Genomic DNA, 26,136 nt, shown 5'->3' with positions numbered 1-26,136 from the left:
ACCGTCCTCTCACTCGGAGGTTTCCATCATGCCCGCACCGCGGTGCGGTCCGGGCGCGCGCCCTCGCGCAGGCCGCACACGCACGGGGCGTCCCCGGGGCACGGGCACTCCTCCTCGGGGTGCCAGCCGCTGGCCTCGGCGAGGGTGCGGGCGCGGCTCCAGTACGCGTGCCGCCCTCCCGGCCTGGGGCCGGCCAGCAGCCGGGCCAGGTCGGCGGCCAGCGGGGCGGGGACGAGCTGCGCGGGGACGGCGGCCGCCACGTCGTGCAGGACGCCCAGGCGGGCGGGGAGCTGCGCGGGGGTGGCGGTGCGCACCTGGCGGACGGCCTCGTACAGCCCGGCGACGGCCGCGTGTCGCGCGGCCGGGAGGCCAAGCGCCTCGGCCAGCGCGCCCGCGGCGGTGGCGGCGGCGGCCCGCTCGTTCGCCCCGATCGTGCGCCTCTCGTCCACCTGGAACGTCAGCAGCCCCCCGCTCTCCTGCGCCGTCCGGCCTGCCGGCAGTGACCCGTTCTTGTGGGGCGCCTGGGTCGCCGGGCGGATCTCGACGGGGATGGGTGGGTGGCCGGGGATCTCGAGGTCGAGCAGGCCGGGACCGTACGTGCGGGCTCTGGCGCCCATGAGCCCGGCGGCCCTCGCGACGGCGTCGGCGGCGGCCGTCTCGGGGAGCGCCGGCCTGCCGCGCAGCGCGGTGACGTGCTCGGGCCCCAGCTCGCCCGCCCTGGCCAGCGCCACGATCTTCGCCGCCGCGCCCGGCTGCCCCGGCGCGAGACCCGCCCGCTCGGCCTCGGCCCGGATGGCGGCGGTGAGGGCGGCGTTGCCGGGGCGCCCGCCGTTGAGCGCCGCGGCGAGCGATCCCGGCGCGGCCGTGTGCCCGTCGGGCGCACTTGCCGCATCCGCCCGCCCGTTGAGCGCGTCGGCGAGGGAAGGCCCGGACGGCTCCCCGGACAGGGCGTCGATGAGGCTGCGGAGCTTCGCGAGCGCCGCCGGCCCTGGCATGCCGGCGGTTTCCTCCGCGCCCGGCACGTGAGCGGCACCAGCCATGCCAGCGGTGCCCGCCGCGCCCGCCGGTTCCCGTGGCGGGAGGCCGGGGACGGCGGCGTCGGGAGGTGCCGCCGGGGGCGGTCCCGCCGGGTGGGTGGAGGGTGGGCGGGAGTGCCAGGGTGGGGATGGCGGGGTGTGGCCGCGGCGGGCGATGTCGGCGGCGATCGCCTCGATGGCCGCCGCGATCCGGCCCCGGGCCTGCGGGTCGGCGGTGGCGCGCCACTTGCGCGACAGGTGGGCGTGCTCGTCCAGGCGCGGCGTGAGGCAGTGGTCGGTCCCCTCCCTGACCGGCGACAGCGACCCCCGGACCAGCCCCTGCCCCACGCCGGCCACCTGCGCGGCCCGCTCCTGGGCGAGGTGCGAGATCTCGTGCACCAGCACCGACGAGACCACGTGCGGATCCACGCGCGGGCCGATCCGCAGCAGGTGCGGCTCCTCCGCCGTACCCGCCTTCAGGTCGGTACGCCCGACGAGTCCGGTGCCCGGGTCCTCCGGCAGCACCTGGACGTGCTGGTCGGGCGCCCCTGGGAGCTGCACGACGAGCCGGTCCTCACCGGTCCAGCGCACGTTCGCCACGGCCCCGCCGAAGTCGGCCGCCGACACGTCCTGCGCGCGGAGCTCGGCGAGCGCCAGGTCGGGGACGCCCTCGGGGCGCCCCGACGCGGCGAGCGGGCTGCCGGGCAGCTCCGGCGAGGTCACCGACGGCGAGCCCGGCGACGGGCCCGTCCCCTGAGCGGGTCCCTGGAAGGTGCTGCCGACCGCGGGCGCGTGCGGCGACGGGCCCGGGTCGGACACCTGCCAGATCGGCTCGGGGGCGGGGGGCAGCGCGTTCCTGCTCTCCAGCTCGGCCGCGACCTGCTCGGTGAAGGTGCCGGAGACCGTGGAGTTCAGGAAGATCTCGCGCAGGTTCAGGTCGTTCCGGTCGGCCGCGTCCAGGAGGTGGGGCGGCAGTGTGGCGAACGCCTCGGCGAAGCCGCCGTCGAGGGTGTCGCCGCGCGACGGGCGGCCGGGGTTCTCGGCGCGCAGCATGCCGTCGGGGGTGGCCAGGTAGCGGCGCAGGACCGGCTTCCCGTCCGGCCCCTCCTCGTACACGCGGACACTCGCCACCTGGCCGCGCTCGCGGGCCGCCACGCGGGCGTCCTGGAGGACCTGGATCAGGCCGCTGCGGCCGGGCTCCGGGACGAAGGTGAACCGGGGCAGGCCGTCCAGGGCCGGCGCGACGCGTACTCCGGCCTCCATCCTGGCGTGCAGCTCGTTGAGCTCCTCGCCGAAGATCGCGATCATGGCCATGCCACCGCTCGCGCCCGTCAGGTGCACGACCTCGGGCTGGGGCCGGACGTCGCCGCCGCGGCGCCGCTTCACCTGCTCGAAGGTCAGGTCGTAGTCGATCCTGACGCGCACGGTGTAGAGCTTGCCGGTCTCGAACATGCTGCGCTCGCGGCGCGCCCCCTGGTGGGCACCGACGCTCTGCGACGCCTGCGCCCCGGCCCACGAGCCGATGCCGAGCCCGAGCACCTTGACACCCCCTCCGAGGGACGAGGCCGCGGGCAGGACGTGCCCGCGGGAGACGGACACGTTCTGGGCGTCGGCCCTCCGGTCCACCTCGCCCTTCTCGCCGTCGTACGGCCCGGCCACGACCGTGAGGTCCGACATGCGCGCCTTGACCGTGACGTCCACGCCCTGGTGCCGGAACTTCGGCTCGGCCACGTGCGGCAGGACGTCGCCGTCGCGCCCCGCCACCCGCTCCAGCCCGGTGATCTGCCCTGAGTGCGACAGCCAGGCGGACAGCGCCCCGGCCCGCTCGGCGACCGCCGCGTAGCCGATCATCCTGGTCAGCTGGCGGCTGATGGCGTCGAACAGGGTGGGCCTGCTCTCGTCCTCGGTCAGGACCTCGGGGAAGTGGCCGGGCTCGAGCTCCACCTGGCGCGGGTCGACCACGACGGGAGCCGTGCCCGGGTCCTGGTCGGCCCTGCGCACCATGTCGCTCGGCAGGCCGCGTCGCAGCTTGACGTCGTACTCGCGGCGGACCGCGGGCCGCTTGCGGCGTAGCCGGGCCGCCGACGACCTGACCCTGGCCGCGGCCTCCGGCATCATCCTCGCCAGCGGCACCGCCCGCACCCGGGCGGGCCTGGTCTCGATCTCGATGACCAGCCGCATGTCCTGCTCGACCGTGGTGAGGCCCTTGAACCTGGCCAGCCGCTGCAGCCTCATCCGGTTCTCGTTGCTGCTGCTGGAGTAGGAGCGGGTGCGCTTGGTGGACAGCCCGCCCTTGCCCTCGCCGTCCTCGCCGGTGTCGCTGTACTCGGCGCCTGCGGAGTACGTGCCCGAGTACCCCTCCGTGTGCGAGGTCTCCTTGGCGCGGTAGCGCTGGATGATGACGCCTTCGTCGTCGGTGTGGTCCACCAGCACCGCCTGGCGCGGGTCGGCCCCCGGGGCGTGCTCCAGCCGCGCCCGGACGGTGACCACCTTGGCCGCCTTGGGGTCGACGCCGGTGTGCACGTCGTACTCGCGTTCGAAGCCGCGCCGCGACCACATCTCGTCGATGTGGACGTGCGGCCGGGTGCCGTTGAGGTCGGCCCTGACGGCCCGGCGCAGGTTCGGCGTGCCCTGCTCCGCGCCCGGCACCGCGGTGTCGACCGCCTTCAGCACCTCCTCCATGACGTCGACCTCGTTGCCCTGGTCGTCGGTCACGGTGAACGACTGCGGCATGCTCATGCCCATGCCGTGCTCGTACTGCGGGGCGACCACGACGTTCTTGAGGCGCTCGTTCATGGCCTTGGCCGCTTGCAGCACTCTGCCGAGCCTCGACACCGAGGCGGCCGGAGCCGCGGCGGCGGCCCGGGTGACCGTCGGGCCGATGTCCGCGACCTTCTGGAGCGCTTCGAGCAGCTTCTGGGGGGTGTGTCCCCTGCCGATCCCGAGGTCGCCACCGCGGGCCAGCGCCTCGGCGCGGTCCTTGGCGTACTGCATGAGCAGCGGCACCGCGAGGGTCCGGTGGAGCTTCATCGTGCCGTTGACGAAGCGCTCGACGGCGTCGGCCAGCAGCGGCAGGGGCAGGGGCAGGTCGCCGGCGGCGTACAGGCGCAGCGCGTCGTGCTCGGGGACGGTGAACAGCCCCTGGCCGTGGCTGCGGAGGCTGCCGACCCGCCAGCCGCCGGCCTGCTGCCCGATCGGGGTGCTGCGGCTGGTGCGCAGCTTCACGAGGACGTCCACGGGCACCTGGAAGCGGTACTTCCTGGCGGTCGAGATCCCCAGGAACTCGGTGCCCCAGATGGCCACGAGCGCGGTCGCGAGCGACTTGATCCGGGAGCGCGAGGGCAGCGTGAGCGAGCCGGTGTCGCTGGTCTGGCCGTTGTCGTCGGCGTCGCCGATGCTGTTCATCAGGCCGAACGCGATGTTGTTCGACCCGCCCCAGGAGATGCCCGCGCTGCGCAGGGCGAGCAGGATACGGCCGGTCACCGAGTCGACCACGTCCACGAGGTGCGCCTCACCGAGCTCGCCTCGCACCTCCAGCGACGTGCGCGCGGGTGCGGGACCGTTGGGGTCGAGCACGAGGTCGTGGGTGATGGGCCCCTCGAACAGGTGGGAGGCGAGATGGTGCCGGCTCAGGACGGGCCAGAGCTGGACCAGCGGCGCCACCTTCCCGCGCAGCCCGCGCGGCAGCAGGCTCCAGATCCTCCTGATATCGCCCAGCTCGCGGCCGCCGTCGAAGTGCTCCAGCGTGGCGAGCTCCATCAGCTTCTTGCCCGGCCTGCCCATCGGGCCGGAGAAGTCCGGCCCGCCGTCGCGGGGCAGCATGTCGCCGGGCACCAGCAGCAGGGCCGTGATGGGGCGCGGCCTGATCAGCGGCTGGATCTCGCCGTTGTGCACCAGGTTGACCTCGATCGTCGCCCCGCCCTCGAGGCCCGCGGTCAGCTTGTTCTTGTCGTCCTCCGCCATGCCGACCTTGTTGACCATGCTGGAGGTGCTGGTGCCGGCCGAATACGTCCTGTCGCCGCCCACGTTCGGGCCGGCCTTGTGCGTGACGCCGTCGTGTCCCTCCACGGGGCCGTCCTTCTTGGCCGCCGAGAGGTTGCCGCCGTACGTCCTCGACCGGTTGACCCCCCTGCCCGAGGTGTCGCTGGCGATGTCGAGATGCGTGCGGACCTTGTTGACCAGCCCCTTGGGGGTGCCCCGGCCGCTGAAGTCCTGCCGCACCACGATCTGCAGCGCGTACAGGTCGGGGGTGGCGTTGACGCCGTGGCGCTGGAGGGGGATGAGAACGCCGCTCTGCGCCATCTGGTCGAACCCGCTGCGTATCGCGCTCTCCACCAGGTGGGACGTGACGTCGTCGGCGTTCAGGACCCGGCCGGCGCGGACGAGGCGGGACCGGCCCGCGCCGTTCTCGTCCGCGGCCACGAGGCCCAGCCCGGCGAGCCGGGCCAGGACGTCCTCCTTGAGACCGTCCAGCCCGTTGACCTCCCGGACGTCGGTCGGTCCCGCGCCGCGCATCGGGCGCGTGCCGTCGCCGAGCCACTGCGGCAGCTCCATCCTGCGCCCCTCGACTTGCCCGCGCCGGGGGGTGTCGCGCAGGACGACATTGCCGTCGGCGTCGAACTTGGGCCGGCCGTTCTCGCGGACCAGCGTCTCGCCCGGCGCGGGATCGCCGGCGTGGTAGGCGTCCCGCACCTGCTGGCGCATCAGCAGGTCCGTCGTGAACGGGCCCAGCTTCACGGGCTTCTTGCCGGGACGCTCCACGACGAAGGTGACCTCGGCGACCTTGTGGTAGGCCTGGGAGAGCCCGGCCCGCTTGTCCACCTGCGGGTGCACGGCCGCCTCGTTGGCCGTGGACGACGACGACTGGGCCACCGGCCTGTTGCCCTTGGCCTCCGGGGAGACCGAGTCGGGATGGTAGTCGCCGGCCGGGCCGAGGACGTCCATGCCGTTCAGCATCTCGTGGTTGAGACCGGCGGTGACCTTGCGGTCCACCGACCCGCCGTACTCGGTCCTGCTCGGTGAGGTGGCGGTCTCGGTGAGTACCTCCTCCTCCAGCGCCTCCGCGGTCGCCGCGCCCACCATCCTGGTCCTGCCCGGCACGATCTCACTCGTGGCCGTGATCCGGACGTCCAGCTCGCCGTCCACGGCGAGGTTCACCGGCAGGCCGCCGTCCAGCGTCTTCCTGAAGCGTGCCTGCACCTCGTGGGTGACGAACTTGCGCAGGTCCCTGCGCGCGTTGGTGCCGATCTTGGTGTAGTCGCCGCCGAGCGAGGCGGCGATCGCGTCAAGGGCCGCCTCCAGGCCGGTCATGCTGATGACCTCCTGGTTCGGCGGCTTCGGGTTCACCTTGGCCGGGTCGATCGTCTCCGGGTCGCGCGAGGTCCTGTCGGTGTAGGAGTGCCAGACCCAGATGCGCTGGGTGGCGGTGTCGCCGGGGCTGCCGGAGCTGACCGTGGTGGTGTCGCTCCACTCCCCCGCCCGTCCGGTACGCACCTCCACGGTCCACGTGGCGGCGGCGTCGAACAGCAGCGACTCGCTGCGGTTGTCCGCGACCGAGCCGCCCTGCTCGAACATGCTGCTGCCACCGGAGGCCGACCAGCTGCGCCCGCCGCTCACGCCGACCCCGATGGTGAACATCTCGGCCGCCTGCCTGAGCGCCGTCCCGTCCTGGAAGAAGGGTGTCAGCGCGGCGCTGCTGAGGTCCACGGACGCGCCCGTGCCGCCCGAGTCCGTGGCGGTGTACGTCTGGCCGGTCTGGTAGAACATGCCCACCGTCGCCTGCGACGCCTTCACCCCGGGATCGAGCACCTCCACCAGGTCGGCGAGGGTGAGCCGGAGCCGCACCTCGGCCGACTTGCCGCCCCAGCCGACGCTCAGCACCAGACCGTCGCCCGACACCACCTTGTGGAAGTCGGCGCGGATGTAGTTCTCCAGCTCGTCCGGGGTGTACTGCTTGCCGACGCCCTTCTTCTTCAGCGTCTCGTTGACCCTGTCGGTGAGGACGTCGAGATGGGCGAGCCTGCCGGTGGGCATCGCCTCCGGCAGGGAGAACTCGCTGGGCCGCGCCTGGGCCAGCGCCTCCTGGTACCGGTCGTGCGCCTGCCGGGCCTCGGCGGCGGTGGCCGCGGCGATGCTCGCCACGCCGAGCTGGCCGGGCTGCGTCGCCGCGGGGGCCTGCGGGAGCGCCGCGAGCAGGCGCGCGTACCGCTCGTACGCCTGCCTGGCCTGGGTCGCCTGCTTCAGCGCGGCCGAGTACGCGGCCCTGGCCCTGATGTGCCGGCCCTGCTGGTCCCGGAGGCGGCGGGCCTCCGCCTCGGCCGTGTCGGCCCGGAGCCGCGCGCCGCTGTCCTGCTCCTTGCCGGCCTTCTCGGCCTTCTCGTCGGCATCGCGGGCGTCCTTGCCCGCCTGCTTCGCGCTCTCCCGCTTGCCGTCCCGCAGCTGCCTAAGGGTCTTCTCTGCCGCCTCGAACCGCCTGGCGAGCGCCCGTATTTCTTCGGGAGTCGCGTCCGGGCCCGGTCTGGTCAGGTCGAGACCCGCCCGTTCGGTCTGCGGGCCGGTCGCCCAGGGCGGGGGCGGCGGCGTGACGCCGCGGGCGCGCAGGTCGTGCAGCACGCCGTCGATGTCCAGCGCCAGCAGGCGCTTCTCCGGCATCGTCGGGGCCTGCTCCCACTGCCCGGTCAGGTAGGCCAGCTCGTTGAGCCGGGCGGGCACGCACTCGTCGCCGGTCGGGTGGGTGGTGCCGCCGGGCACCATGCGGCGCAGTACGCCCTGCCGGCGCCCGCGCCTGCCGGCCGCCTGGTGCTGCAGCGTGTCCGTGATCTCGTGCAGCCAGACCCTGGCGAGCTGGTCGGGGGCGATGCGAGGGGCGAAGCTGACCTCGTGCGGCTCCGTGTCGGTGCCGGCCTTGAGCGTGGTCTCGGCCATCACCTTCTGGCCGGGGGCGCCGGGGACGGGACGGAAGTGGTGGATGCCGTTCGCGGTGCGGACCACCAGGAGGTCGCCGGACCATGAGAGCTCCTGTACGTCCTCGTTCTGGAAGTGCTCCGCGGTCAGGCCGGCCGTGCCCTGCTTGATCTCGTCCGTGGTGAGGTCGGTGGCGCGGCCGCTGTCGGTGACGTACCTGGTGCCGGGGATCGGCGGGGAGGTGACGGTGCCGGGCCTGCTGGTGTGCGCCAGGTGTTGAGGGCCGGGGACGGTGGACGACAGGCTCTCGTCGGCGGCGGCGATCAGGAGTAACGCGGACGCGTCCACCACCAGCTCCGGCTGGGCGGAGACCTGGGTGGCGCGGGCGTCGAGCGTCCTGCGGATGCGGGTCATGGTGGCGTTCGGCAGGACGCGGTGGCCGGTCGGGCCCGGGATGATCACCTCTCCGGTGGGGCCGATCACCGCGTTGGGGAAGGTGGTGCCGAGTGCCTCCAGGAGCGCCGCCCTGGCTCTGAGCGGGGCCGGTCCCAGGGGGAGCGTCGGCGACTGGTGGCCGGTGTTTCCCGCCTGGGCCGGGTCGCTGTCCGGGGCGTTCGCGATCTGGGAGTGGCGGTCCGCGGTGGTGTCGTCGGCGGGCGGTGCCGTGGCGGGCTGCGCGCCCGAGGCGTCGGGGGACGCGCCGGGCTGCTGCGGCGAGCTGTCCGTCCCCGGCTCCGGCACGGCGGTCGCCTGCGGCTGCGGCTGGGGTGCGGAGTTCGCCTCGGGCTGTGGCGCGGAGGCCGTCTGCGGCTGCGGCGAGGTGTCCGGCTGCGGCGCGGGTGCCGCCTGGGTCTGCGGATCCGTGGCGGCCGCGGGCGGGTGGGCGTCCGGAGCCGGGCTCTGCGCCGGAGCGGCGTCCACGTCCGGCCGCGCGCCGGAAGGCGTGGCCGGGGCCGGAGCGGCGTCCACGTCCGGCCGCGCGCCGGAAGGCGTGGCCGGGGCCGGGTCCGCCTGGGCGGGGGGCCGCGCCGGTTCGGCGTCCGAGCCCGAGTTCGAGTCCGGGTTCAGGGCCGGGGCCGGGTTCGAGGCCGGGGTGGGGGCCGGCGGCTGTGGCGCGGTGGCGGTCGTGTCCGGTTGCTGGTCCGGGGTCTCGTCCGGGGCCGGGGTGGTGGCGGGCTGGTCCGGGGAGGAGGTGCGCTGGCGGGTGGAGACGTCGGCGTCCGGCAGGCCGGGGCCGGGGCGGGCGGCCGGGGCGTGGGGGGCGGCGGTCGCGGGGGCCGGGGTGGTGGACGAGGTGGTGGACAGGCGCGGGGCCGGGACGGTGACCGGGTCGGAGGTGCGGGCCGCGCCGGGCTGGTCGCCGTCCGGGCCCGAGGGAGGGCCGGCCGGCGCGGCGGGGCCGGTGGAGGGACCCGTGGCGGGGCCGCCGCCGGCGCGGGCCGCGTCGGAGCGGGCGGCGGCGTCGTGGGCGGCGGCGAGCGTGGTCAGCGGGTGCGCCAGCGCCGAGGCCACGTCGGGGTTGAACGGGCTGATGCTCCCGGTACGCCCCACGCCCCCGAGGAAGGCCCCCGTCATGGACTCGGCGGTGAACGGGTTCTGCCACTGCCCGTACACCAGGCCGTTGCCGAGCAGGCTGCCCACCGGCGAGGCGATCACGTTCGTCAGGCCGGTCGTCAGCGCGCGGCCGGTGAAGCCGGGCACGACGCGGCTGACCCGGGAGACGGGCCCGGCCACCATGGTGCCGGTGATCGCGCCGCCGCCGGCCCCGAGTGCCGTGGCCGTCAGCATCTTCCAGTCGAGCTCCTTGCGGGTGCCCATCTCGATCTGCTGCTGCTGCGCCTTGTAGGCGATGGTGAACTCCTCGCCGATCTCCTCGACGAGTTCCCTGCCGATCGGCGAGGCGAGCAGCCGGACGATGGCCCCGCGCCCGGTGGCGCCGCTCAGCGCGGCCACCCTGGCCAGCCTGGCCGCGCCGATCTCGCGGCCGGCGATCGTGGCGAGCCTGACCAGGATGCGGCTGATCGCCGTCCGGGCCGCGGCCGCGTACGGGCCGATGAGCGCGGTGGAGGCGCCGGCGCTGAAGAAGGCGACGATGATGGCGATGGCGATGGCGACGACGGTCACCCAGAACGCCACGTTGACGGAGAGCTTGGAGTACTGGGTCTCCACGGCGAAGCCGTTGACCTGCTGCGCGTACGCGCGGGCGTTCCTGCTCACGCCGGCGACGCCGCCCTCGGAGCCGTACAGCTCGCGGGCCCGGGTGACGAAGTCGGCCGTGGCGGGGGCGCTCCAGCCCGTCACGATGGTGCGGGCGGCCGAGCCTGCGGGCTCGGCGGACTGCGTGCTGCCGTCGGACAGCTCGGCGTACGCGTGCGCCAGCTTGGACAGGCCGCTCTCGCTGGCGCCCGGCCACCTCTGCCCGGCGGCCAGCATGGGGATCAGCCAGTAGACGACCCAGTCCGGCAGCGTCTCGGTCTCCCAGACGGGCCGGACGTCGGTGTCGATGCTGACGACCTCCTGCAGAGCAGGCACCGCGGCTGCGCTGGTCTGGACGTGGCTGTCCCCCGTGTAAGCCATGTCGCTCTGCTCAGACTTCGCGCGTCAGGCGCGTGAGGTCGTGGTCGATGTCGGCGTCGGTCTGCCGGGTGTTGTCGATGGCCTGGCGCAGCCGGTCGCCGGCGTCGACGATCTGCTCGCCCAGCCGCTTGCACTGGTTGATCATCTCGACGGGGCCGCCGTCGCGCAGGTGCGCCTGGCGGAAGGCGTCGCCCTCGGCGCCGGCGCCCCACGGCGCCGCGGCCAGGTTCTTCTCGACCTCGCCCGCCAGCCTGGGCAGCGTCCGGTTGACCTCCTCGGCGTTCGTGGACCAGGCGGACATGCCGCGGTCCACGACGGATCTGGCGATGTACGCGCCGTCCCAGCGCTCGTTCACCGGCCACCTCCCATGTCGTTGGCGAGCCAGGCCATGACGGTCTCGACGTCGCCGTCGAGGTGCGCCTTGAACTGCTCGGCCGGGATCACCCGCTCGAAGATCTCGATGACGCGCCGCTGGGCCGACTCGGCGGCCCTCCGCGCGGTGTCGGCGATCGTGTCGGCCAGGGCGCGCGCGTCGGGACGCCGGTAGATGCGCGGGTCGAGATCGAGCCGTACCAGCTCGCCGCGCGCGCCGACGGTGACCGAGACCAGGCCGTCGCGCGAGGTCTCGGTGGCCTGGACGGCCTTCGCCTGGGCGTGCAGCTCCAGCCCCTCGTCCTGCAGCCGGTTGAACATCTCGCGCAGCTCGTCCGCGTACGCCCGCATCGCCGCCACATCGGGCCGCTCCGGTGACCCCATAACCCCCTCGCGACACTTGTCCGTGTTACGCCACTCCTGCCTTACTGGTCAGTTTCCGTCACATGAACACCAGGTATCAAGGTCTTGGCCTAAAAGTGATGATTTTCGGCGTTGATCGGCATGACCTCCTCGTGGAGCTCCGCCACCTCCCGCCGGGGCGCCCAGGCCCGCCACACGCCGCGCTCCACCCGTTCCAGCCCCAGCGCGCGGGCGGTGACCACGGAGCCGCCGAGGTATTCGAGCAGCAGGTGCCCGTCCCGTTCGCCGTGCACCTGGAACGTCTCGCCGCGCCAGCGGCACACGACGGTCACGAAGTGCAGCCAGTCGCATTCGGTCACGGGGACCGTACGCACGTGGCAGCCCGGTTCGACCTCCTCGAAGCCGTCCAGCGGCGCACCGCTGCGCAGGCGTACCCACAGCTCCAGGGCGTGCGGCTCGGGGCTGGCCGGAAAGTCGGCTCCGCGCCAGCGCGCGCGGTAGAAGTGCCAGGAGGTCACGCGCGCCTCCCGATGAGCAGCCAGCGCCGCAGGTCGCCGTGGTAGATGGCCCGGCGGTGCTCGGTCCCCTCGTGGGTGAGCTCCCAGATCTCGGCGCCGTGGGGCAGGCCGGCCCCGTACACCTTGTACTCGCGTACGACGTGGTCGACGCTGGGCACCAGCCCCATGCCGACGAACGGCGGCTCCTCGACCACCCAGCCGGCCACGGCCTCCCTGCCCTGCTCGTCGGGCCCCCCGTACGGCGTGTGGTAGAGCTCCAGCCCGACGGGGCGCCAGCGCAGGATGTTCAGCGAGCCGCTGTCGGTGAGCAGGTCGGGCTGCCCCAGCACGCGGGCGAGCAGCGCGGGCGTGGCGATGTGCGAGACGTCGAGCGCGTGGTGGCAGTAGCCGGACACCCTCGGCTCGCCCGTGGACAGCAGCTCCGGGATGTCGCCCACCGGCAGCAGTTTCTGCACCACAGGCACCCCGGAGCCGGGGGCGAGCCGGAGGTCCTGGACCATGGTCGGCACGGCCAGCCGCGCCACCGTACCGGGCTCCAGCAGGAACGACACCCGCATCCCCGGGTTGACCGCCAGCCCCCAGCGCAGGTCGGGCCAGCCGGCGGCCAGCTCGGGCAGCGAGACGATCCGGCAGTGCGTCGCCGCCCCGCCCGAGGCCAGCGTCATCGCCTCGACGGAGGTGAAGGCGGGCAGCCAGGTCCGTTCGGCGTCGGTGATCGTCGCCCAGGCGGGCGGCTCCGTGCCCGCCGCCGCGGCGGCGGTGATCGGCAGCGCGAGGTCGGCCTCGCGCAGCAGGCTCAGGCACAACGCCTGCCGCCCGTCCCGGTGCGCGGCCCACAGCCGCTCCTCGAACGGGCCGGCCGGTGGTTGATCATCGGCAGTCATCCGCCCATTTTGTCCTCTTAGTCAGGTACGTAGCGACGCGGGAGGGTTGCTCCCCGTTCCTATCGGGCCGACGATGGAGGCCCATGACCGGACAGAGCGATCCAGCCCGGCGGTTCACCGTCTCGATCGGCCTGCACGGAAGCCTGATCGTGGCCCACGCCAGCGGCGACCTCGACTACCGATGCGCCGACCTGCTGCACCGGCAGGTCGCGGACGCCTGGCAGGTCACTCCCTCCATGGGGCTGGTGCTGGACCTGGGTGGCCTGACGTTCTGCGACTCCATGGGGGTGGGCGCGCTGGTGCTGCTGCTGAAGCAGAGCCGCGCGCAGGGCTCTCCGCTGGTCCTGTCGAACGTGCCCGCCCGGGTGGAGCGGATCCTGTCGATCAGCGGGCTGCTGGAGTCCTTCCACCTCGAGCCGTCGGTGGAGGCGGCCATCCAGGCGGCCGACCCCCGGCACTTCGAGGGCTGAGCTCACCTCACGGGCACCGGCGCCGGCCGTTCCTCCCTGCTGGCGGCGCGCAGGGCGCGGTAGAGCAGGCGGGCGTCGCCCAGCCGGTGGCGCAGCAGCCGCTCCAGGCCGCCGATGGGGACGAGGTTCTGCGGGGCCCGGGGGTCCTTGTAGTCGACGCCCGCCAGGGGTGGCAGGGCGTGGGTGAGGGAGTCCGCCAGCTGTATGAGTGCGTCCAGGCCCAGGTCGGCGCTCGCCTCGCAGCGTACGACGCCTGCCCAGGGCGTGCCGGAGGGGGCGGGGAGGCGTACGTACCAGGCGTGGCGGCGCCAGCTCGTGCCCATGAGGAAGATCGGGGTGCGCGTGCCGGGGCGTAGCCGCGACACGGTGGCGGCCTGCGGTGCCGGGAGGTAGGCCGTGTGGTGGGTCTTGATGTAGCCGACGGTGCGCGGCAGGTGCGTACGGCCCCGCAGCGGGCCGTCCACCAGCAGCAGGTCGTCCCCGCCCGCCTCGGCCCTGTGCCGGATCGCGAGGTCCACCTCCAGCTGGGCGAGATGGCTCTGGAGTGCCAGGACCAGGTCGTCCATGCCGGAGCGGGCGGCGCGGCGGGCGCGGTAGCCGCCGGCGGTGGTCACGATGTCGGTCGCGTACGGGGACGCGCTGAACAGGGACCGGCTCACCTCCACGGCGACCGGCTCGGCGGCGACGCCGGGGACGCAGCGGACGATCCCGGCGGCGCAGGACGCGGCGATCCCCGGCATCGGCCCGCCGCCACCTCCCGCCAGGAAATCGCCGTTACCGGACGCGAAAGCGCCGTTGCCGGACGCGAAAGCGCCATTGCCTGACATGGCGGCCGTCGGCGCGGAGCCGCCGTTGCTGGGGGCGGTGGCTGCTTGCGCGGGGTCGGCGTCGCCGGGCGCGTACGTCCACAGGCGGGCGTCGATCCGGCGGACGCCGTCGGCGATCAGCAGGACGTCGGGCGGTGCGGTGCCGGGGTCGGGCGTGACCGGGCGCCACTCGGCGGCGGGCAGCTCGACGTCCAGGTCGAGCTGCGCGCTCGTGGCGTCCAGCTCGGCCAGCGCCTCGGCGTTGAGCGCGGCCGTGTAACTGGGATCCCACGGGTCCACGGTGAACGCGGTTGTCATGCGGTAGCCCTGTGCAGGTGTGATCCCTTGGCATCACGGCGGACCTCGAAGCGCACCGGGATGCGGTCGGCCAGCGCGGGCACGTGGGTGACCACGCCGACCATGCGCTCGCGCCCGCCGGCCAGGCGTTCGAGGGTGGCGGCGACCGTGTCCAGGGTGGCCGGGTCGAGGCTGCCGAAGCCCTCGTCGAGGAAGAGCGAGTCGAGGCTGCGCGCCGCCGTCGCCGACAGCCCCGCCACCTGGTCGGACAGCGCGAGGGCCAGGGCGAGCGCCGCCTGGAACGTCTCGCCGCCCGACAGGGTGCGGGCGTTGCGCCGCATGCCCGCCTCGGCGTGGTCGATGACCTCGATCTCGTTCCTGGCGCCGAGTGCCAGCTCGTACTGGCCGTCGGACAGCTCGCGCAGGGTGTCGGAGGCGGCGGTGACGAGCAGGTCGAGCGCCTCGGTGCAGAGCCAGCGTTCGAACGCGTCCGCGCGCAGGCACAGGGCCAGCTCCTTGGCCACCCGGGCCCGCTCCTCCTCGGCCCTGGCCCGCTCGTCCAGCTCCCTGGCGGCGGCGCGGTTCTCCTTGACCCTGGCCAGGTGCGCCCGCGCCTGCGCGATCGCCGCCGCCACCAGCTCGCCGAGCCGGCCGGCCGCCTTGTCCGGAGCGGCCGGTCGCGCGGAGACTCCGGACGTCTCCACGCCGTGATCGTTGAGGCGGGCGGCCACGGCGGACCACAGGGTGCGCGCCCGGTGCTCGGCCTCGGCGACGTGTTCGTCGTGCTCCTCCAGTGCCGTGTGCTCCCGGACGGCGGCGTCGGCGCGCCAGGCGAGCAGTGCCGTCCAGGCGTGGTGGAGGTCGTCGCGGTCCAGGGGCGGCGCACCGAGCGGCACCACGGTGTCGCGGGCGGCCTCCAGATCGCGCCAGAGCCGTTCGGTCCTGCCGGTCAGCTCCTCGGCGCGCCGCTTGGCCGTGGCGAGCCGCGCCCGGGCGTCACGCGCGGCCTGCCTGAGCTTCGCGGCACGCCGCTCCGCCGCCCGCACGGCCGCGAGCCGCCCCTCCAGGTCGCCGCGATCGACACCGGCGAGCAGACCATCCTGGCCCCGCGGATCACCCCCTGCCGCCTGCCCGTCCGACTCGCCGGCCGTGCGACCAGCGCCGCCTTCCGCCTCGCCGGCCGTGCGGCCGACACGGTCGGCCAGGTCGCGGGCCGTGCGGGTGGCGCGGTCGGTCAGCTCGCGGACCGTGCGTTCGAGGTGGCGGGTCTCGGTCTCCGCCTCCGTGTGGCGGGTGCGGGCCTGCTCCGCCTCCTCGCGGCACGTCTTGACGTGCCGCTCGGCCGCTCGCAGGTCCGCCGAGGCCGGGTGGTGGGGCAGCCGTTCGACGGGCCGCAGGCACGTGGGGCACTCCTGGCCGACGACGAGGCGGCGGGCCAGCTCGGCTCCGGCGTGGGCGTCACGCAGCCGGTCCCTGGCCTCCTCCGCGCCGGCGAGGGCGGCGTCCAGGGTCCGGGCGCGGTCGGCGAGCGGTTCGAGCGAGGCCCGCGTACGGGCGGCCCGCTCCGACGCGGCCCGCAGCTCGGTGACGGCGCGTTCGTGCGCCTCCGCCGCCCTGAGCAGGTCCATCAGGATGTCGGGATCGTCCAGGGCGGCCAGCTCGTCCTCGGCCCGCTGCTCCTCCGCCTCGGCGGCCTCGGCGTCGCGGGCGTGATCGCGCACCTCCCCCGCCGCCGCGCGGACGTGCTCCGCCAGGGTGGGCACCTCCGGCGGCATGGCGAGGGAGCCCAGCGCGGTGACCCGCCGCCGGACGGCCTCCCGCTCCTCCGCCAGGCGGCGGATCTCCACGGCCGAGCTCCTGAGGGCGTCCAGGTCGCCCCTGACCTGCTCGTCGAGCGCGCGCAGCGTGGCCAGCCGGGCCTCGGCGGCCCGTTCCGCGGGCTCGTCGGCGTCGGTGAGGCGGGCCAGCCGCTCGCGGGCGAACGCGGCGGCCTGCGCGGCGCCAGTCTCCTCCTGGACGGCCCGCTGCCTGACCCGCTCGTAGACGTCGGCGTCGAGCAGCTGCACCAGCAGGTCCTGCCGTTCGCGCGGCTGGGCGTGCAGGAACTCGGCGAACCTGCCCTGCGGCAGCACCACGCACTGGGTGAAGAACCTGTACTCCAGCCCGGTGATCCGCTGGACCTCGGCGGTGACGGCGGCGCCCTCCGCGACCGGCCGGGCGACGGCGCTCATCAGCTCCTCCAGCCCCGCAGTCGCCGGGACGGACGGCACCAGCTCCTCCAGCCGCGCCTCGGCGGTGTGCACCTTGCCCTTGGCGTCGCGCTTGAGCGCGCGGACCACGGCGTACCTGCGCCCGCCGGTCTCGAAGACCAGCGCCACCTTGGCGGCGACGGCGGACGGGGCCAGGGCGTGGGCGATGACGTTCTCCTTGCCCCAGCGGGGCACGGTGCCGTACAGGGCGAAGCAGATGGCGTCGATCAGCGTGCTCTTGCCCGCGCCGGTCGGGCCGACGAGGACGAAGTAGTCGACGTCGGAGAAGTCGACCGTGACGGGCTCGCGGAAGCTGCCGAAGTCGTCCAGGTGCAGGACCAGCGGCCGCATCAGCCGGTCACCTCCTCGTGGAGCCGGTCGAACAGGGCGGCGACCTGGTCGTTGTCGCGTCCGGCACCGGACAGGTAGTCGCGGAACAGCTCGCGCGGGCCGCGTGCTGCGCCGGATGAGGGGGTGCGGCGCGGGTCGCGTACGGGCTGGAAGCGCTCGTGCACGGTCACCTCCAGCGCCGTGGGCAGGATCTCGCGCACGGTCTCGGCCAGCCCCGGCCGGGGCTTCTCGGCCACGATCACCCGCAGCCACGTCTCGGTGAGCCCGGCGGCCATGGCCTCCAGCTCCTCCAGCGTGCCGGTCCTGGTGGCCAGGGGGCGGGCGGAGGAGATCGCCGCCTCGCGCACGACGGCGGGGCGGCCGGGCTCGACGGTGACGAGCAGCGCGCCCGGGGTGTTGTCCTCCTCGCCGAAGTCGACGGCCAGGGGCGAGCCGCTGTACCAGATGGGGCAGGGGCCGGGGATCTGCTGGCGGCGGTGCAGGTGGCCGAGCGCGGCGTACTGGGTGGTGGCGGGGAACGCGGTGGGCTCGAAGTAGTAGGAGAAGATGGACTGGGCGCGGCGCTCGCCGCCGCCGAACCGGCCGCTGGGGAGCGTGCCGTGGGTGGTGACGAGGTTGACGGTGCCGGGCTCGAAGCCGGCGGTGAGCGCCTGGACGAGCTCGGCGACGCGGGCGGCGTAGTCGCGGTTGTGCTCGGCGGAGGTGCCGGTGAGCACGTCGGCGGCGCGTACGACGTACCGGTGCGACAGGAACGGCAGCGCGGCGAGCCGCACCGGCTCCCCCGAGCGGGCCGTGAAGGTGAGCGTGCCGCCCTGGTCGGGGCGGCGGAACGTGCCGACGACGTGGATGCCCAGCCTGCCGAGCACCGGCCGGTAAACCTCCAGGAGCTGCGGGTTGTCGTGGTTGCCCGCCAGCACCACGACGTCGCGGCCGCCCTCCCGCAGCGCGAGCACCGCGTTCAGCACCAGCGCCTGCGCCTCGGGGGTGGGGGCGGAGGTGTCGAAGAGGTCTCCGGCCACGATGACGGCGTCCACGTCCTCCTCGCGGGCCAGCGACACCAGCTCGCGCAGCACCGCGCGGTGCTCGTCGGTGCGGGAGCGGCCCTTCAGTACCTTGCCGACGTGCCAGTCGGCGGTGTGCAGGATCTTCATGGACCAGCGTCCTTAAAAGGGAGGGATGTCGTCGTCGGCGCCGGGCAGGCCGGTGAAGGGGTCGGGGCCGCGCGAGACGGTGGCGGGCGGCGGCGCCGCCTCGGCAGGGCGGGTGGCCCAGGCGGGGAACGGGAAGGTGATCGCGAGCGGCACGGGGATCTCCGGCTGGGTCACGAACATCGTGCCGGGCCTGGCGATCGTGGCACGTTCCCTGGCGGTGGCGGGGAGCCAGCCGTACTCGGGGCGGGTGGCCTCGGCCGGGTCGAGGCGGCCGGCGACGCGGACCGCGCAGTTGGCCACGATGCGCCGCTCGACCTCGGAGGCCGTCTGCTGGGCGCCGATGAGGATCACGCCCAGGGAGCGGCCGCGCTCGGCCACGTCGAGCAGGATCTCCTTGATGGGCGACTCGCCCTCGCGGGGCGCGTACTTGTTCAGCTCGTCCAGCACCACGAACAGCAGCGGCCTGGCCGTGCCGGCGCTCTCCTTGCGGGAGAACTCGCCGCGCAGCGTGACGCCGACGACGAACCGCTGGGCCCGCTCGGGCAGGTTGTGCAGGTCCACGATGGACACCTGGGCGTCGGAGGTGCCGATCGAGTGCGGCCGGCCGCGGGGCAGGTCGCCGCGAATGATCGGCGACAGCGGCCGCACGGCGCTGCGCAGCCGCCGCAGGAACGCGTTCACGGTGCCGAGCGGGGTCGGCGCGCCCGTCCAGGCGGCGCGGGTGCCCTCGTCGGACAGCTGCCCGGCAACGAAGTCGACCAGGTCGCCGAACGTGCGGCAGACCGGGCCCGCCTCGCCGTCGGGGCGGCGCACGCGGACCGCGCCCCCGTCGCCGGCCGGCTCGGCCCAGGACTGCAGGCGGGCCGCCACCTGGCCGACGAGCAGGGAGTACTGTGCCCGCTCGTCGTCGGCGTCGGTGAAGACGAAGCGCAGCAGCTCCTCGGCGCAGAACTCCGCCAGCGTCCAGTAGTAGGCGCTGACCGCCCGGGTCCTGGCCTGGACGTTCGGCACGCCGTTGGGGTCGCCGGGGCGGGGCGGGGCGAACACGTGGACGCTGCCGAAGGGCGCCGCGGGCAGGCCGAGGCGGTCGTACCGGGCGCGGGCGGCGGCGTCGAGGCGGGTGTTGGCGTGGTCGAGGAAAAGCAGGTCCTCGCCTTTCACCGAGAAGATCAGCGCCTTGGTGTTGGCGGCCTCCGCGCCGAGCACTCCCGAGGTGAAAATGGAATACAGCAGGAATGTGGCGAACGAGGTCTTCGTCGCCACTCCGGAAACGCCGGAGATCGACACGTGCGCGCCGCGGGTGCCGTCGAGGAAATCGAAATTCACGTACATCGGCCGGCCGTCGCGGCCCAGCCCCATGGGAATGCGCCGGTCCATGACGTCGAAGTAGAGCGCCTGGTCGCGGTCGCCTGCCTGCGCGCGGTAGGCGAGCGCGCCGGGCAGCGGCGGGACGAACACCTCGGGCTCGACCCTGGTGACGCGCACCTCCGCGCATTCGACGACGGCGGCGGGCAGCGCGCCGTCGGCGATGAGGAACACGTCGGAGTCGAACGCGGCCCCCTCGTGCCTGGCCTCGACGGCCGACACCACCCCCGCGACCAGCACCGGCCCGAAGCCGGGCGTGTCGCGCCTGGTCACCACCACGTCGTCGAGCTGGACGACGCGGCCGGGCTCGAGGCCGACCCAGAACGACAGAGGCGAGGCGGCCTGGGTGCCGAGGACCCGGCCGATCGCGTCTCCCGACGCGGCGGCCCCGTCAGCCACCACCTCCGCCTTTTCGATCACAAGTGCGCTCCCGCCCCAGGGGTGTCTTTTCGTCCTTCCGCTGAATCCTAGCTATCGGGGAAAAGTTCCTCGGCCGGTTCGACTGATCGTTTTCGCCCGCCGGGAACAGCCGATCAAGGGCGGTTGACTCGATTAAGCGGGCTGGCTTAGATGTGATCGATCTACTTCTCTGGAGGCCGCGTGACCGCCGAGCAGGTGCCGCACTACCCATTCCCCAGCCCCGCCGCCCTGGAGCCGCCGCAGGAGTGGGCCGGGTTGCGCGACGGGTGCCCGATCGCCCCCATCCGGCTGGCCAGCGGCGACCGGGCGCTGCTGCTGACCCGCTACGACGACGTCAAGCAGGTCCTGTCCGACCCGCGCTTCACCCGGCAGCTCGACGCGCCGGGCGCCGCCCGGGTGACCGCCAACGAGTCCGGCGGCGTGTTCGGCAGCGGCGGCAGCAGCATGAGCGGCGAGGAGCACCGGGCCTGGCGGCAGCTCGTGGGCAAGGCGTTCACCGCCAAGCGGGTCATGGCGATGCAGCCCAGGATCGAGGCCATGGCGGTGGAGCTGGTCGAGCGGATGGCGGCCGAGGGGGCGCCGGCCGACCTGGTGGGCGCGGTGGGCTTCCCGCTGCCGGTGCGGGCCATCTGCGACCTGCTCGGGGTGCCGGGCTCCGACCGGGAGAAGTTCGCGTACTGGTCGGACACCATGCTCAGCATGACCAGGTTCGGCCAGGAGGAGATCGACGCCGCCCAGGCCGAGTTCGACGGCTACCTGGTGGCGCTGGTGGCGGCCAAGCGGGCCGAGCCGGGCGACGACCTGATCAGCGAGCTGCTGGCGATGGTGGCGGGCCTGGACGGGCGGCTGACCGAGCAGCTCATGCTGGGCACCGCCAAGGGCCTGCTGGTGGCCGGGCACGAGACGACCGCCAACATGATCGGCAAGATGGTGGCGATGCTGCTCGCCGACCGTACGCGGTGGGAGGCGCTGCTGGCCGACCGCACGCTGGTCCGCCCGGCGGTGGAGGAGGCGCTGCGCTTCGACGCCAATCCCGGCTTCGGCATGCCCCGCTATCTCAGCGAGGAGGTGGAGGTGGCGGGCGAGAGGCTGCCGGGCGGCACCACGGTGATCTGCAGCATGGCCTCGGCCAACCGGGACGAGCGGCAGTTCGAGGGGGCGGGCGAGCTGCGCCTGGACCGGTCGCCGAACCCGCACGTGGCCTTCGGCGCGGGCCCGCACTCCTGCATCGGCCAGGCGCTGGCCCGTACCGAGCTGCAGACCGTGCTCAAGGTGCTGCTCGACCGGCTGCCCGCGCTGGAGCTGGCCGTCCCCGCCGGCGAGCTGCGGCGCCGCGAGGGCCTGATCGTGGGCGGGCTGGAGCGGGTCCCGGTGCGGTGGTGAGCAGGCGGTGAGCAGGGTGAGCAGGGTGAGCAGGGTGAGCAGGTGGTGAGCACGGCCGGGCGGGCTCGCGGGACCCGCGAGGCCATCCTGGACGCCGCCGAGCGCCTGTTCGCCGAGCACGGCGTCGGCGAGGTGTCCAACCGCCGGATCAGCGAGGCGGCGGGGCAGGGCAACCACTTCGCCGTCGGCTACCACTTCGGCACCAAGGCCGATCTGGTGCGGGCGATCGTCCACCGCTACACCGCGGCGCTGGAGGAGCGGCGGCTGCGGCTGCTGGAGGAGATCGGCGGCTCGGGCGACCTGCGCGACTGGGTGTCCTGCCTGGTCCGGCCGGCGACCGAGCACCTGGACGCGCTCGGCCCGGCGAGCCGGCGGGCCCAGTGCATGGCACAGATCACCACCGTGCCCGCCCTGCGGCAGATCGTCATCGACGAGTCCGCCGGCACCCCGTCCATGCGGGCCACCCTCGACGGCATGCTCCGCCTGCTGCCCGGCCTGCCCGAGCAGGTGCGCCAGGAGCGGGCCGGCCTGTGCCGCCTGCTGCTGGTGCACGCGCTGGCCGAGCGGGAGCGCGCGCTGAACGAGGGCGATCCAGCCGCGCGCACCACCTGGGACGCCACCGCGACCGGCCTCGTCGACGCCCTGACCGGCCTCTGGCTGGCCCCCTCCACCGCCTCCCCCGGCGGCGGGTCCCCTCAGGGCTGATCGGGCAGGCCCAGCAGCGGCCGGAGCAGGGCGGCGGTGCGCTCCTCGGTGGCCGACGGGCCGGCGGAGCGGGCGAGGTCGCTCACGACGTTCAGCGCGGCGTGCGTCCTGAAGCGGATCTCGGACGGCACCTCCCCCGGGCGGACCTGGGCGACCAGGCCGGTCCACGTGTCGACGTGCCGCCGCTGGGCGGCGCGTAGCCGCCGCAGGTCGGCGGGCGGCAGGCTCTCGCTCTCCGAGAGGTAGACGGCGGCCAGGTCGGCCTGGGCGAAGGTGGTCTCGACGTAGGCGTCGATCAGCCGGCCCAGGGCCTGGGCGGGCGTGCCCGCACCCGCGAGCGCGGCGGCCGTCGTGTGCTCCAGGCGGCTGGTGGCCCGGTAGTAGGCGGCGGCCAGCAGCTCGGCCTTGCTGGCGAAGTGCGAGTAGACGCTGGAGGCGTTGATCCCGGCGGCCTGGCCGATGTCGGAGATGCTCACCTGGTGGTAGCCGCGCTCGTGGAACAGCCGGATCGCCTCGGCGAGCAGCCGCTCGCGGCGGGGCAGCAGGGCGAACCGGTCCGGCTGGTGCTCGCGCGGGGACGCCTGCCGGGGTGGCGCGGGCAGGTCCGCGCCGACGAGGACGGCGACGCAGTCCAGGAGCGTGCCTTCGGCCCTGGTCCTGGACAGGCTCGCGCGGTGGGTGGCGGGGCTCGCGATCACGCTCAGCGCCGCGGAGATCAGCAGCGCGGCGTCCTGCCTGGCCAGCCCGGGGCGGGAGTCCAGCAGCAGCTCGCGCAGCGTGCGCACGGCGCCGTCGAACGGTGCGGCCAGCACCGCCCGCCGTCCGGGCTCCAGATGGCGGCCCTCCCACTGGTAGAGGCGCGCGACGGCGCGCCTGTCGAGGGTGTAGCGGACGAGCGCCAGCAGGGCGGCGCGCAGGCGGCCGGCGGGGGCGGCCTCGTCCGCGCCGGACCGCACGCACTCCGCGAAGCGGAGGCCCAGCTCCTGTACGGCGGCGGCGAGCACGGCCTGCTTGTTCGGGAAGTGCCGGTAGATCGCCGGGCCGGTGACGCCGATCTCCTGGGCAATGTCCTCGATGCCGACGTTGTGGTAGCCGCGGGCGCAGAACAGCTCGGCGGCGACGAGCGCGATGGTCTCCTTGCGATCCTTGGGCCTGCGGCGCTGGGTGATCGGCACCGTCCGAGTGTAACCGGCCGTCAGGTGACCGGAGAATCGGCCTCTATCAGATCGTGACAATGCTTCTAACTGGGTAAACAAGAAAATAAGTAAGTCGTGATTCGGATCCGTTGACAGTAGAACGATGTTCGGGTTCTGATGGACGCGCTCAAGGCCAGGCGAAGGGAGCGTTCGATGGTGACGGAGGAGGACGTGCGCGCGGCCCTCGGGGCGCACACGGTGCCGGAGCTGCTGCGGCGCAACGCCGACGAGTACGGCGGGCTGCCCGCGCTGACCGGAGCCGACGGGAGCACCTGGACCTGGCGCGAGCTGCACGAACGGGTGCGGGCCGCGGCGAACGGGCTGCGGGCGCTGGGGCTGCGGCGCGGCGAGCGCATGCTCATCGGCATGTCGAGCCGCCCTGAGCACTGGGTCGTCGACCTGGCCGCGGTCGAGCTGGGCGCGATCCCGTGCACGACGTACGCGACGCTGAGCCCCGAGCAGATCCGGCAGGTCGCCGTGCACAGCGGGGCGAGCGTGGTGGTGCTGGAAGGCCCGGCCGAGCTGGCGCGCTGGGAGCTCGCGCTGGCCGCGATGCCCGCGCTGAAGGGCGTCGTCGTGGTGCAGGATGCGGGCGGCGGCCACCAGAGCTACGCCGGGCTGCTCGCGGCGGGACCCGGCGAGGCCGCCGAGACCGAGCCCGAGGCCGGCCAGGACGACACGGTGGCGATGATCTACACCTCGGGCACGACCGGCGACCCCAAGGGCGTGGTGCTGACGCATCGCAACGTGCTCTACCAGTGCGCGCTGCAGGAGCTGGTCCAGCCGGCGCCCCCGCATCCCAGGACGGTCGCGTACCTGCCGCTCGCCCACATCGCCGAGCGGGTGCTCGGCATCTACCTGCCGCTCTACACCGCGGGACACGTGACGATCTGCGCCGACTCCACCCGGCTGCTCGCCACGCTGACCCGGGTGCGGCCACAGGCGTTCTTCGGCGTGCCGCGCGTGTGGGAGAAGTTCGCGGCCGGCTTACAGCAGGCACTGTCCGGCCTGGACGGCGCCGCCCGCGACGCGGTCGGCCGGGCCAGGGAGCTGGCCGCCGAGGCGTACCGGATCCGCGCCACCGGCGCGCCCCTGCCGGGCGAGCTCGCCACGGCGCTGGAGCGGGCCGACCAGGCGGTGCTGCGCCCGCTGCGGGAGCGGATCGGGCTGGCCGAGGCGGTCCGGCTGGGCAGCGGAGCCGCGCCCATCCCCGCCGAGGTGCTGGAGTTCTTCGGCAGCCTCGGGATGACGATCATGGAGGTGTGGGGCCTCAGCGAGACCACGGGCGCGGCCACCAGCACGTTCCCCGACCGCTACCGGGCCGGCACGGTCGGCCTGCCCATGCCGGGGATGGAGCTCCGGCTGGCCGAGGACGGCGAGGTCCTGGTACGCGGGCCGCTGGTGTTCCCCGGCTACCTCCAGCGGGACGGCCGGATCGAGCCGGTGGTGGACGCGGACGGCTGGCTGGCCACCGGCGACATCGGCCGGATCGGCGAGGACGGGCTGCTGCTGATCGTCGACCGCAAGAAGGAAATGATCATCACGTCGAGCGGCAAGAACATCGCGCCGAGCGCGGTCGAGTCGCTGCTGCGGGCGCACCCGCTGATCGGCTACGCGGTCGTGGTGGGCGATCGCCGCCCGTACCTGACGGCGTTGCTGATGCTGGACGAGGAGGCCGCGCATGCCTGGGCCGCCGCCCAGGGCCTGGCCGCCGTCGAGCTGAAGGAGCTGGCGGCGGAGCCGCGCGTGCTCGCGGAGGTGACGGCCGCCGTCGAGCGGGCGAACGCGGCTCTGTCGCGGCCCGAGCAGGTGAAGGCGTTCCGCGTGCTCGACCACGTATGGAGCCCGGCGAGCGGGGAGCTGACGCCGTCGCTGAAGCTGCGCCGGCGCGTGATCGAGCGGCGCTACGCCGAGGTGATCGAGGAACTCTACGCGGAAGGGTCGTGACCTTGACCTTGACCATGACCGACGAGCGGCGCGACTTCGTGGCCGCGATCGAGGACTTCTGCCGGCGCGAGGCGGGCACCCGCGAGCAGTGGCTGAAGCTGACCGACGGCGGCACCGAGCCGCACAACGCCGAGCTGTACGGCAAGATGGCCGAGCTGGGCTGGCTGGGCGTGGCCGTGCCCGAGCAGTACGGCGGCGCCGGCCAGAGCATGGTCGACCTGCTGCTCTTCCTGGAGACGACGGCCTACTGGCAGGTGCCGATCGGCGGGTTCGCCACGTCCGCGATCACCGCCGCCTCCTACGAGAAGTTCGGCACCGAGGAGCAGAAACGCCGCGTGCTCGGCGACTTCCTGCACGGGAAGGTGCTGGCGGTGTCGATGTCGGAGCCCGGCGCCGGCTCCGACGTGGCCGCGCTGGCGTGCAGGGCCGAGCGCGGGGACGGCGGCTGGGTGATCAACGGCCAGAAGACGTGGTGCTCCAACGCGCACCTCGCCGAGCACATCCTGCTCGTCGCGCGCACGTCCGCGTCCGGTGACAGGCACGACGGGCTCACCATGTTCTCGGTGCCGGCCGGGGCCGACGGGCTGGTGGTGCGCGGCATCGAGACGATGGGCGGCCGGGAGGTGAACGACCTCTACTTCACCGACTGCTTCCTGCCGGGCGACGCGGTGGTGGGCCAGGCCGGCCAGGCCTGGCGGCAGCTCATGGCGGGCCTGAACCTGGAGCGGATGATCCTGGCCGGGCTGATGCTGGGCACCGCGCGCCGGGTCTTCGACGACACGGTGGCCTACGTACGCGAGCGCAAGCAGTTCGGCCGCCCCGTCGGCAGCTTCCAGGCCCTGCGGCACCGGCTCGCCGACCACGCCACCGAGCTGGAGTGCACCCGGCTGCTGGTGCACGACGTGGCGCGGCGGATCGAGGCCGAGCCGGAGCGCATGTTGCCGCGCGAGGCGTCGATGGCCAAGCTGAAGGCCACGGAGCTGGCCAAGGCCCTGGCGCTGGACGGCATGCAGATGATGGGCGGCTACGGCTACGCCGTCGAGTACGGCATGGAGCGCCTGCTGCGTTCCACGGTGGTGTCCACCGTGTACGGCGGCACGAGCGAGATCCAGCGCGACATCATCGGCAAGTCCTACGGCCTCTGAGAGCAAGCCCTACGGCCT

Annotated in this window: 15 protein-coding genes; 5 read left to right on the top strand and 10 right to left on the bottom strand. The window is 74.1% G+C overall.

Translation table 11 applies throughout. From position 1 onward, the window contains the following. Window positions 1-26: 26 nt before the first annotated feature. The 5 genes from HD593_RS26905 to HD593_RS26885 all read right to left on the bottom strand — a co-directional run bounded on the left by HD593_RS26905 (window position 27) and on the right by HD593_RS26885 (window position 12,633). Window positions 27-10,496 (bottom strand): WXG100-like domain-containing protein, encoded by a 10,470-nt coding sequence (locus tag HD593_RS26905; RefSeq protein ID WP_185104855.1) that lies wholly within the window; start codon window positions 10,494-10,496, stop codon window positions 27-29. 10 nt (window positions 10,497-10,506) lie between these two features. After that, complete coding sequence (locus HD593_RS26900; protein WP_185104854.1) at window positions 10,507-10,851, bottom strand: hypothetical protein; 345 nt, start codon at window positions 10,849-10,851, stop codon at window positions 10,507-10,509. Further along, on the bottom strand, window positions 10,848-11,219 hold the full coding sequence (locus tag HD593_RS26895; RefSeq protein ID WP_246546741.1) for a YbaB/EbfC family nucleoid-associated protein: 372 nt from the start codon (window positions 11,217-11,219) through the stop codon (window positions 10,848-10,850). Before HD593_RS26895 ends, HD593_RS26900 begins: the two co-directional genes overlap by 4 nt. 122 nt (window positions 11,220-11,341) lie before the next feature. After that, window positions 11,342-11,749: a hypothetical protein gene (locus HD593_RS26890; protein ID WP_185104852.1), complete on the bottom strand. Its 408-nt coding sequence runs from the start codon at window positions 11,747-11,749 to the stop codon at window positions 11,342-11,344. Then, the gene (locus HD593_RS26885) at window positions 11,746-12,633 is read right to left on the bottom strand and encodes an SseB family protein (RefSeq protein ID WP_185104851.1); all 888 of its coding nucleotides are present in this window, start codon (window positions 12,631-12,633) and stop codon (window positions 11,746-11,748) included. The genes HD593_RS26890 and HD593_RS26885 overlap by 4 nt, the downstream gene beginning before the upstream one ends. 83 nt (window positions 12,634-12,716) lie before the next feature. Here HD593_RS26885 and HD593_RS26880 point away from each other — a divergent pair, with 83 nt between their 5' ends. Continuing rightward, entirely contained in the window at window positions 12,717-13,103 is a 387-nt protein-coding gene (locus tag HD593_RS26880) for an STAS domain-containing protein (protein WP_185104850.1), read from the top strand. A gap of 2 nt (window positions 13,104-13,105) precedes the next feature. On the opposite strand, the gene HD593_RS26875 is transcribed toward HD593_RS26880, so the two are convergent. The 4 genes from HD593_RS26875 to HD593_RS26860 are packed head-to-tail and all read right to left on the bottom strand — an operon-like array spanning window position 13,106 to window position 19,742. Then, on the bottom strand, window positions 13,106-14,227 hold the full coding sequence (locus HD593_RS26875; RefSeq protein WP_185104849.1) for a hypothetical protein: 1,122 nt from the start codon (window positions 14,225-14,227) through the stop codon (window positions 13,106-13,108). Beyond that, window positions 14,224-16,806, bottom strand: coding sequence for an AAA family ATPase (locus tag HD593_RS26870; RefSeq protein WP_185104848.1), 2,583 nt, complete (start codon window positions 16,804-16,806; stop codon window positions 14,224-14,226). The genes HD593_RS26875 and HD593_RS26870 overlap by 4 nt, the downstream gene beginning before the upstream one ends. Then, the gene (locus HD593_RS26865; protein ID WP_185104847.1) at window positions 16,806-17,957 is read right to left on the bottom strand and encodes an exonuclease SbcCD subunit D; all 1,152 of its coding nucleotides are present in this window, start codon (window positions 17,955-17,957) and stop codon (window positions 16,806-16,808) included. The genes HD593_RS26870 and HD593_RS26865 overlap by 1 nt, the downstream gene beginning before the upstream one ends. Before the next feature lie 12 nt (window positions 17,958-17,969). Then, window positions 17,970-19,742 (bottom strand): ATP-binding protein, encoded by a 1,773-nt coding sequence (locus HD593_RS26860; RefSeq protein WP_312903726.1) that lies wholly within the window; start codon window positions 19,740-19,742, stop codon window positions 17,970-17,972. Window positions 19,743-19,922: 180 nt separating this feature from the next. Between HD593_RS26860 and HD593_RS26855 the strand changes: the two genes are divergently transcribed. Together HD593_RS26855 and HD593_RS26850 are read left to right on the top strand one after the other, a co-directional pair. Continuing rightward, window positions 19,923-21,125 carry a cytochrome P450 gene (locus HD593_RS26855; RefSeq protein ID WP_185104846.1) on the top strand — a complete coding sequence of 401 codons (1,203 nt, stop codon included), beginning with the start codon at window positions 19,923-19,925 and terminating at the stop codon, window positions 21,123-21,125. Between the two features lie 42 nt (window positions 21,126-21,167). Beyond that, a complete protein-coding gene (locus HD593_RS26850; protein ID WP_312903724.1) occupies window positions 21,168-21,830 on the top strand; it encodes a TetR/AcrR family transcriptional regulator in 663 nt (220 codons plus the stop codon). Here HD593_RS26850 and HD593_RS26845 read toward each other — a convergent pair. After that, window positions 21,821-23,005 (bottom strand): TetR/AcrR family transcriptional regulator, encoded by a 1,185-nt coding sequence (locus HD593_RS26845; protein WP_185104845.1) that lies wholly within the window; start codon window positions 23,003-23,005, stop codon window positions 21,821-21,823. The genes HD593_RS26850 and HD593_RS26845 overlap by 10 nt on opposite strands. A 174-nt stretch (window positions 23,006-23,179) precedes the next feature. On the opposite strand from HD593_RS26845, the gene HD593_RS26840 reads away from it, so the two are divergent. Further along, complete coding sequence (locus HD593_RS26840) at window positions 23,180-24,973, top strand: AMP-dependent synthetase/ligase (RefSeq protein WP_185104844.1); 1,794 nt, start codon at window positions 23,180-23,182, stop codon at window positions 24,971-24,973. After that, entirely contained in the window at window positions 24,970-26,118 is a 1,149-nt protein-coding gene (locus HD593_RS26835; RefSeq protein WP_312903722.1) for an acyl-CoA dehydrogenase family protein, read from the top strand. The genes HD593_RS26840 and HD593_RS26835 overlap by 4 nt, the downstream gene beginning before the upstream one ends. Window positions 26,119-26,136: the final 18 nt, after the last annotated feature.

This window comes from Nonomuraea rubra (genome assembly GCF_014207985.1).
Taxonomy (GTDB): domain Bacteria; phylum Actinomycetota; class Actinomycetes; order Streptosporangiales; family Streptosporangiaceae; genus Nonomuraea; species Nonomuraea rubra.
The sequence above is the reverse complement of the archived record's forward strand: the minus strand, read 5'-3'. Positions and strand labels throughout refer to the sequence as shown.

What these genes read in the sequence shown, in the direction of transcription:
- HD593_RS26865 (WP_185104847.1), bottom strand. Translation starts at nt 17,957, where the DNA reads ATGAAGATCCTGCACACCGCCGACTGGCACGTCGGCAAGGTACTGAAG.
- HD593_RS26870 (WP_185104848.1), bottom strand. Translation starts at nt 16,806, where the DNA reads ATGCGGCCGCTGGTCCTGCACCTGGACGACTTCGGCAGCTTCCGCGAG.
- HD593_RS26895 (WP_246546741.1), bottom strand. Translation starts at nt 11,219, where the DNA reads ATGCGGGCGTACGCGGACGAGCTGCGCGAGATGTTCAACCGGCTGCAG.
- HD593_RS26885 (WP_185104851.1), bottom strand. Translation starts at nt 12,633, where the DNA reads ATGACTGCCGATGATCAACCACCGGCCGGCCCGTTCGAGGAGCGGCTG.
- HD593_RS26840 (WP_185104844.1), top strand. Translation starts at nt 23,180, where the DNA reads ATGGTGACGGAGGAGGACGTGCGCGCGGCCCTCGGGGCGCACACGGTG.
- HD593_RS26905 (WP_185104855.1), bottom strand. Translation starts at nt 10,496, where the DNA reads ATGGCTTACACGGGGGACAGCCACGTCCAGACCAGCGCAGCCGCGGTG.
- HD593_RS26880 (WP_185104850.1), top strand. Translation starts at nt 12,717, where the DNA reads ATGACCGGACAGAGCGATCCAGCCCGGCGGTTCACCGTCTCGATCGGC.
- HD593_RS26875 (WP_185104849.1), bottom strand. Translation starts at nt 14,227, where the DNA reads ATGACAACCGCGTTCACCGTGGACCCGTGGGATCCCAGTTACACGGCC.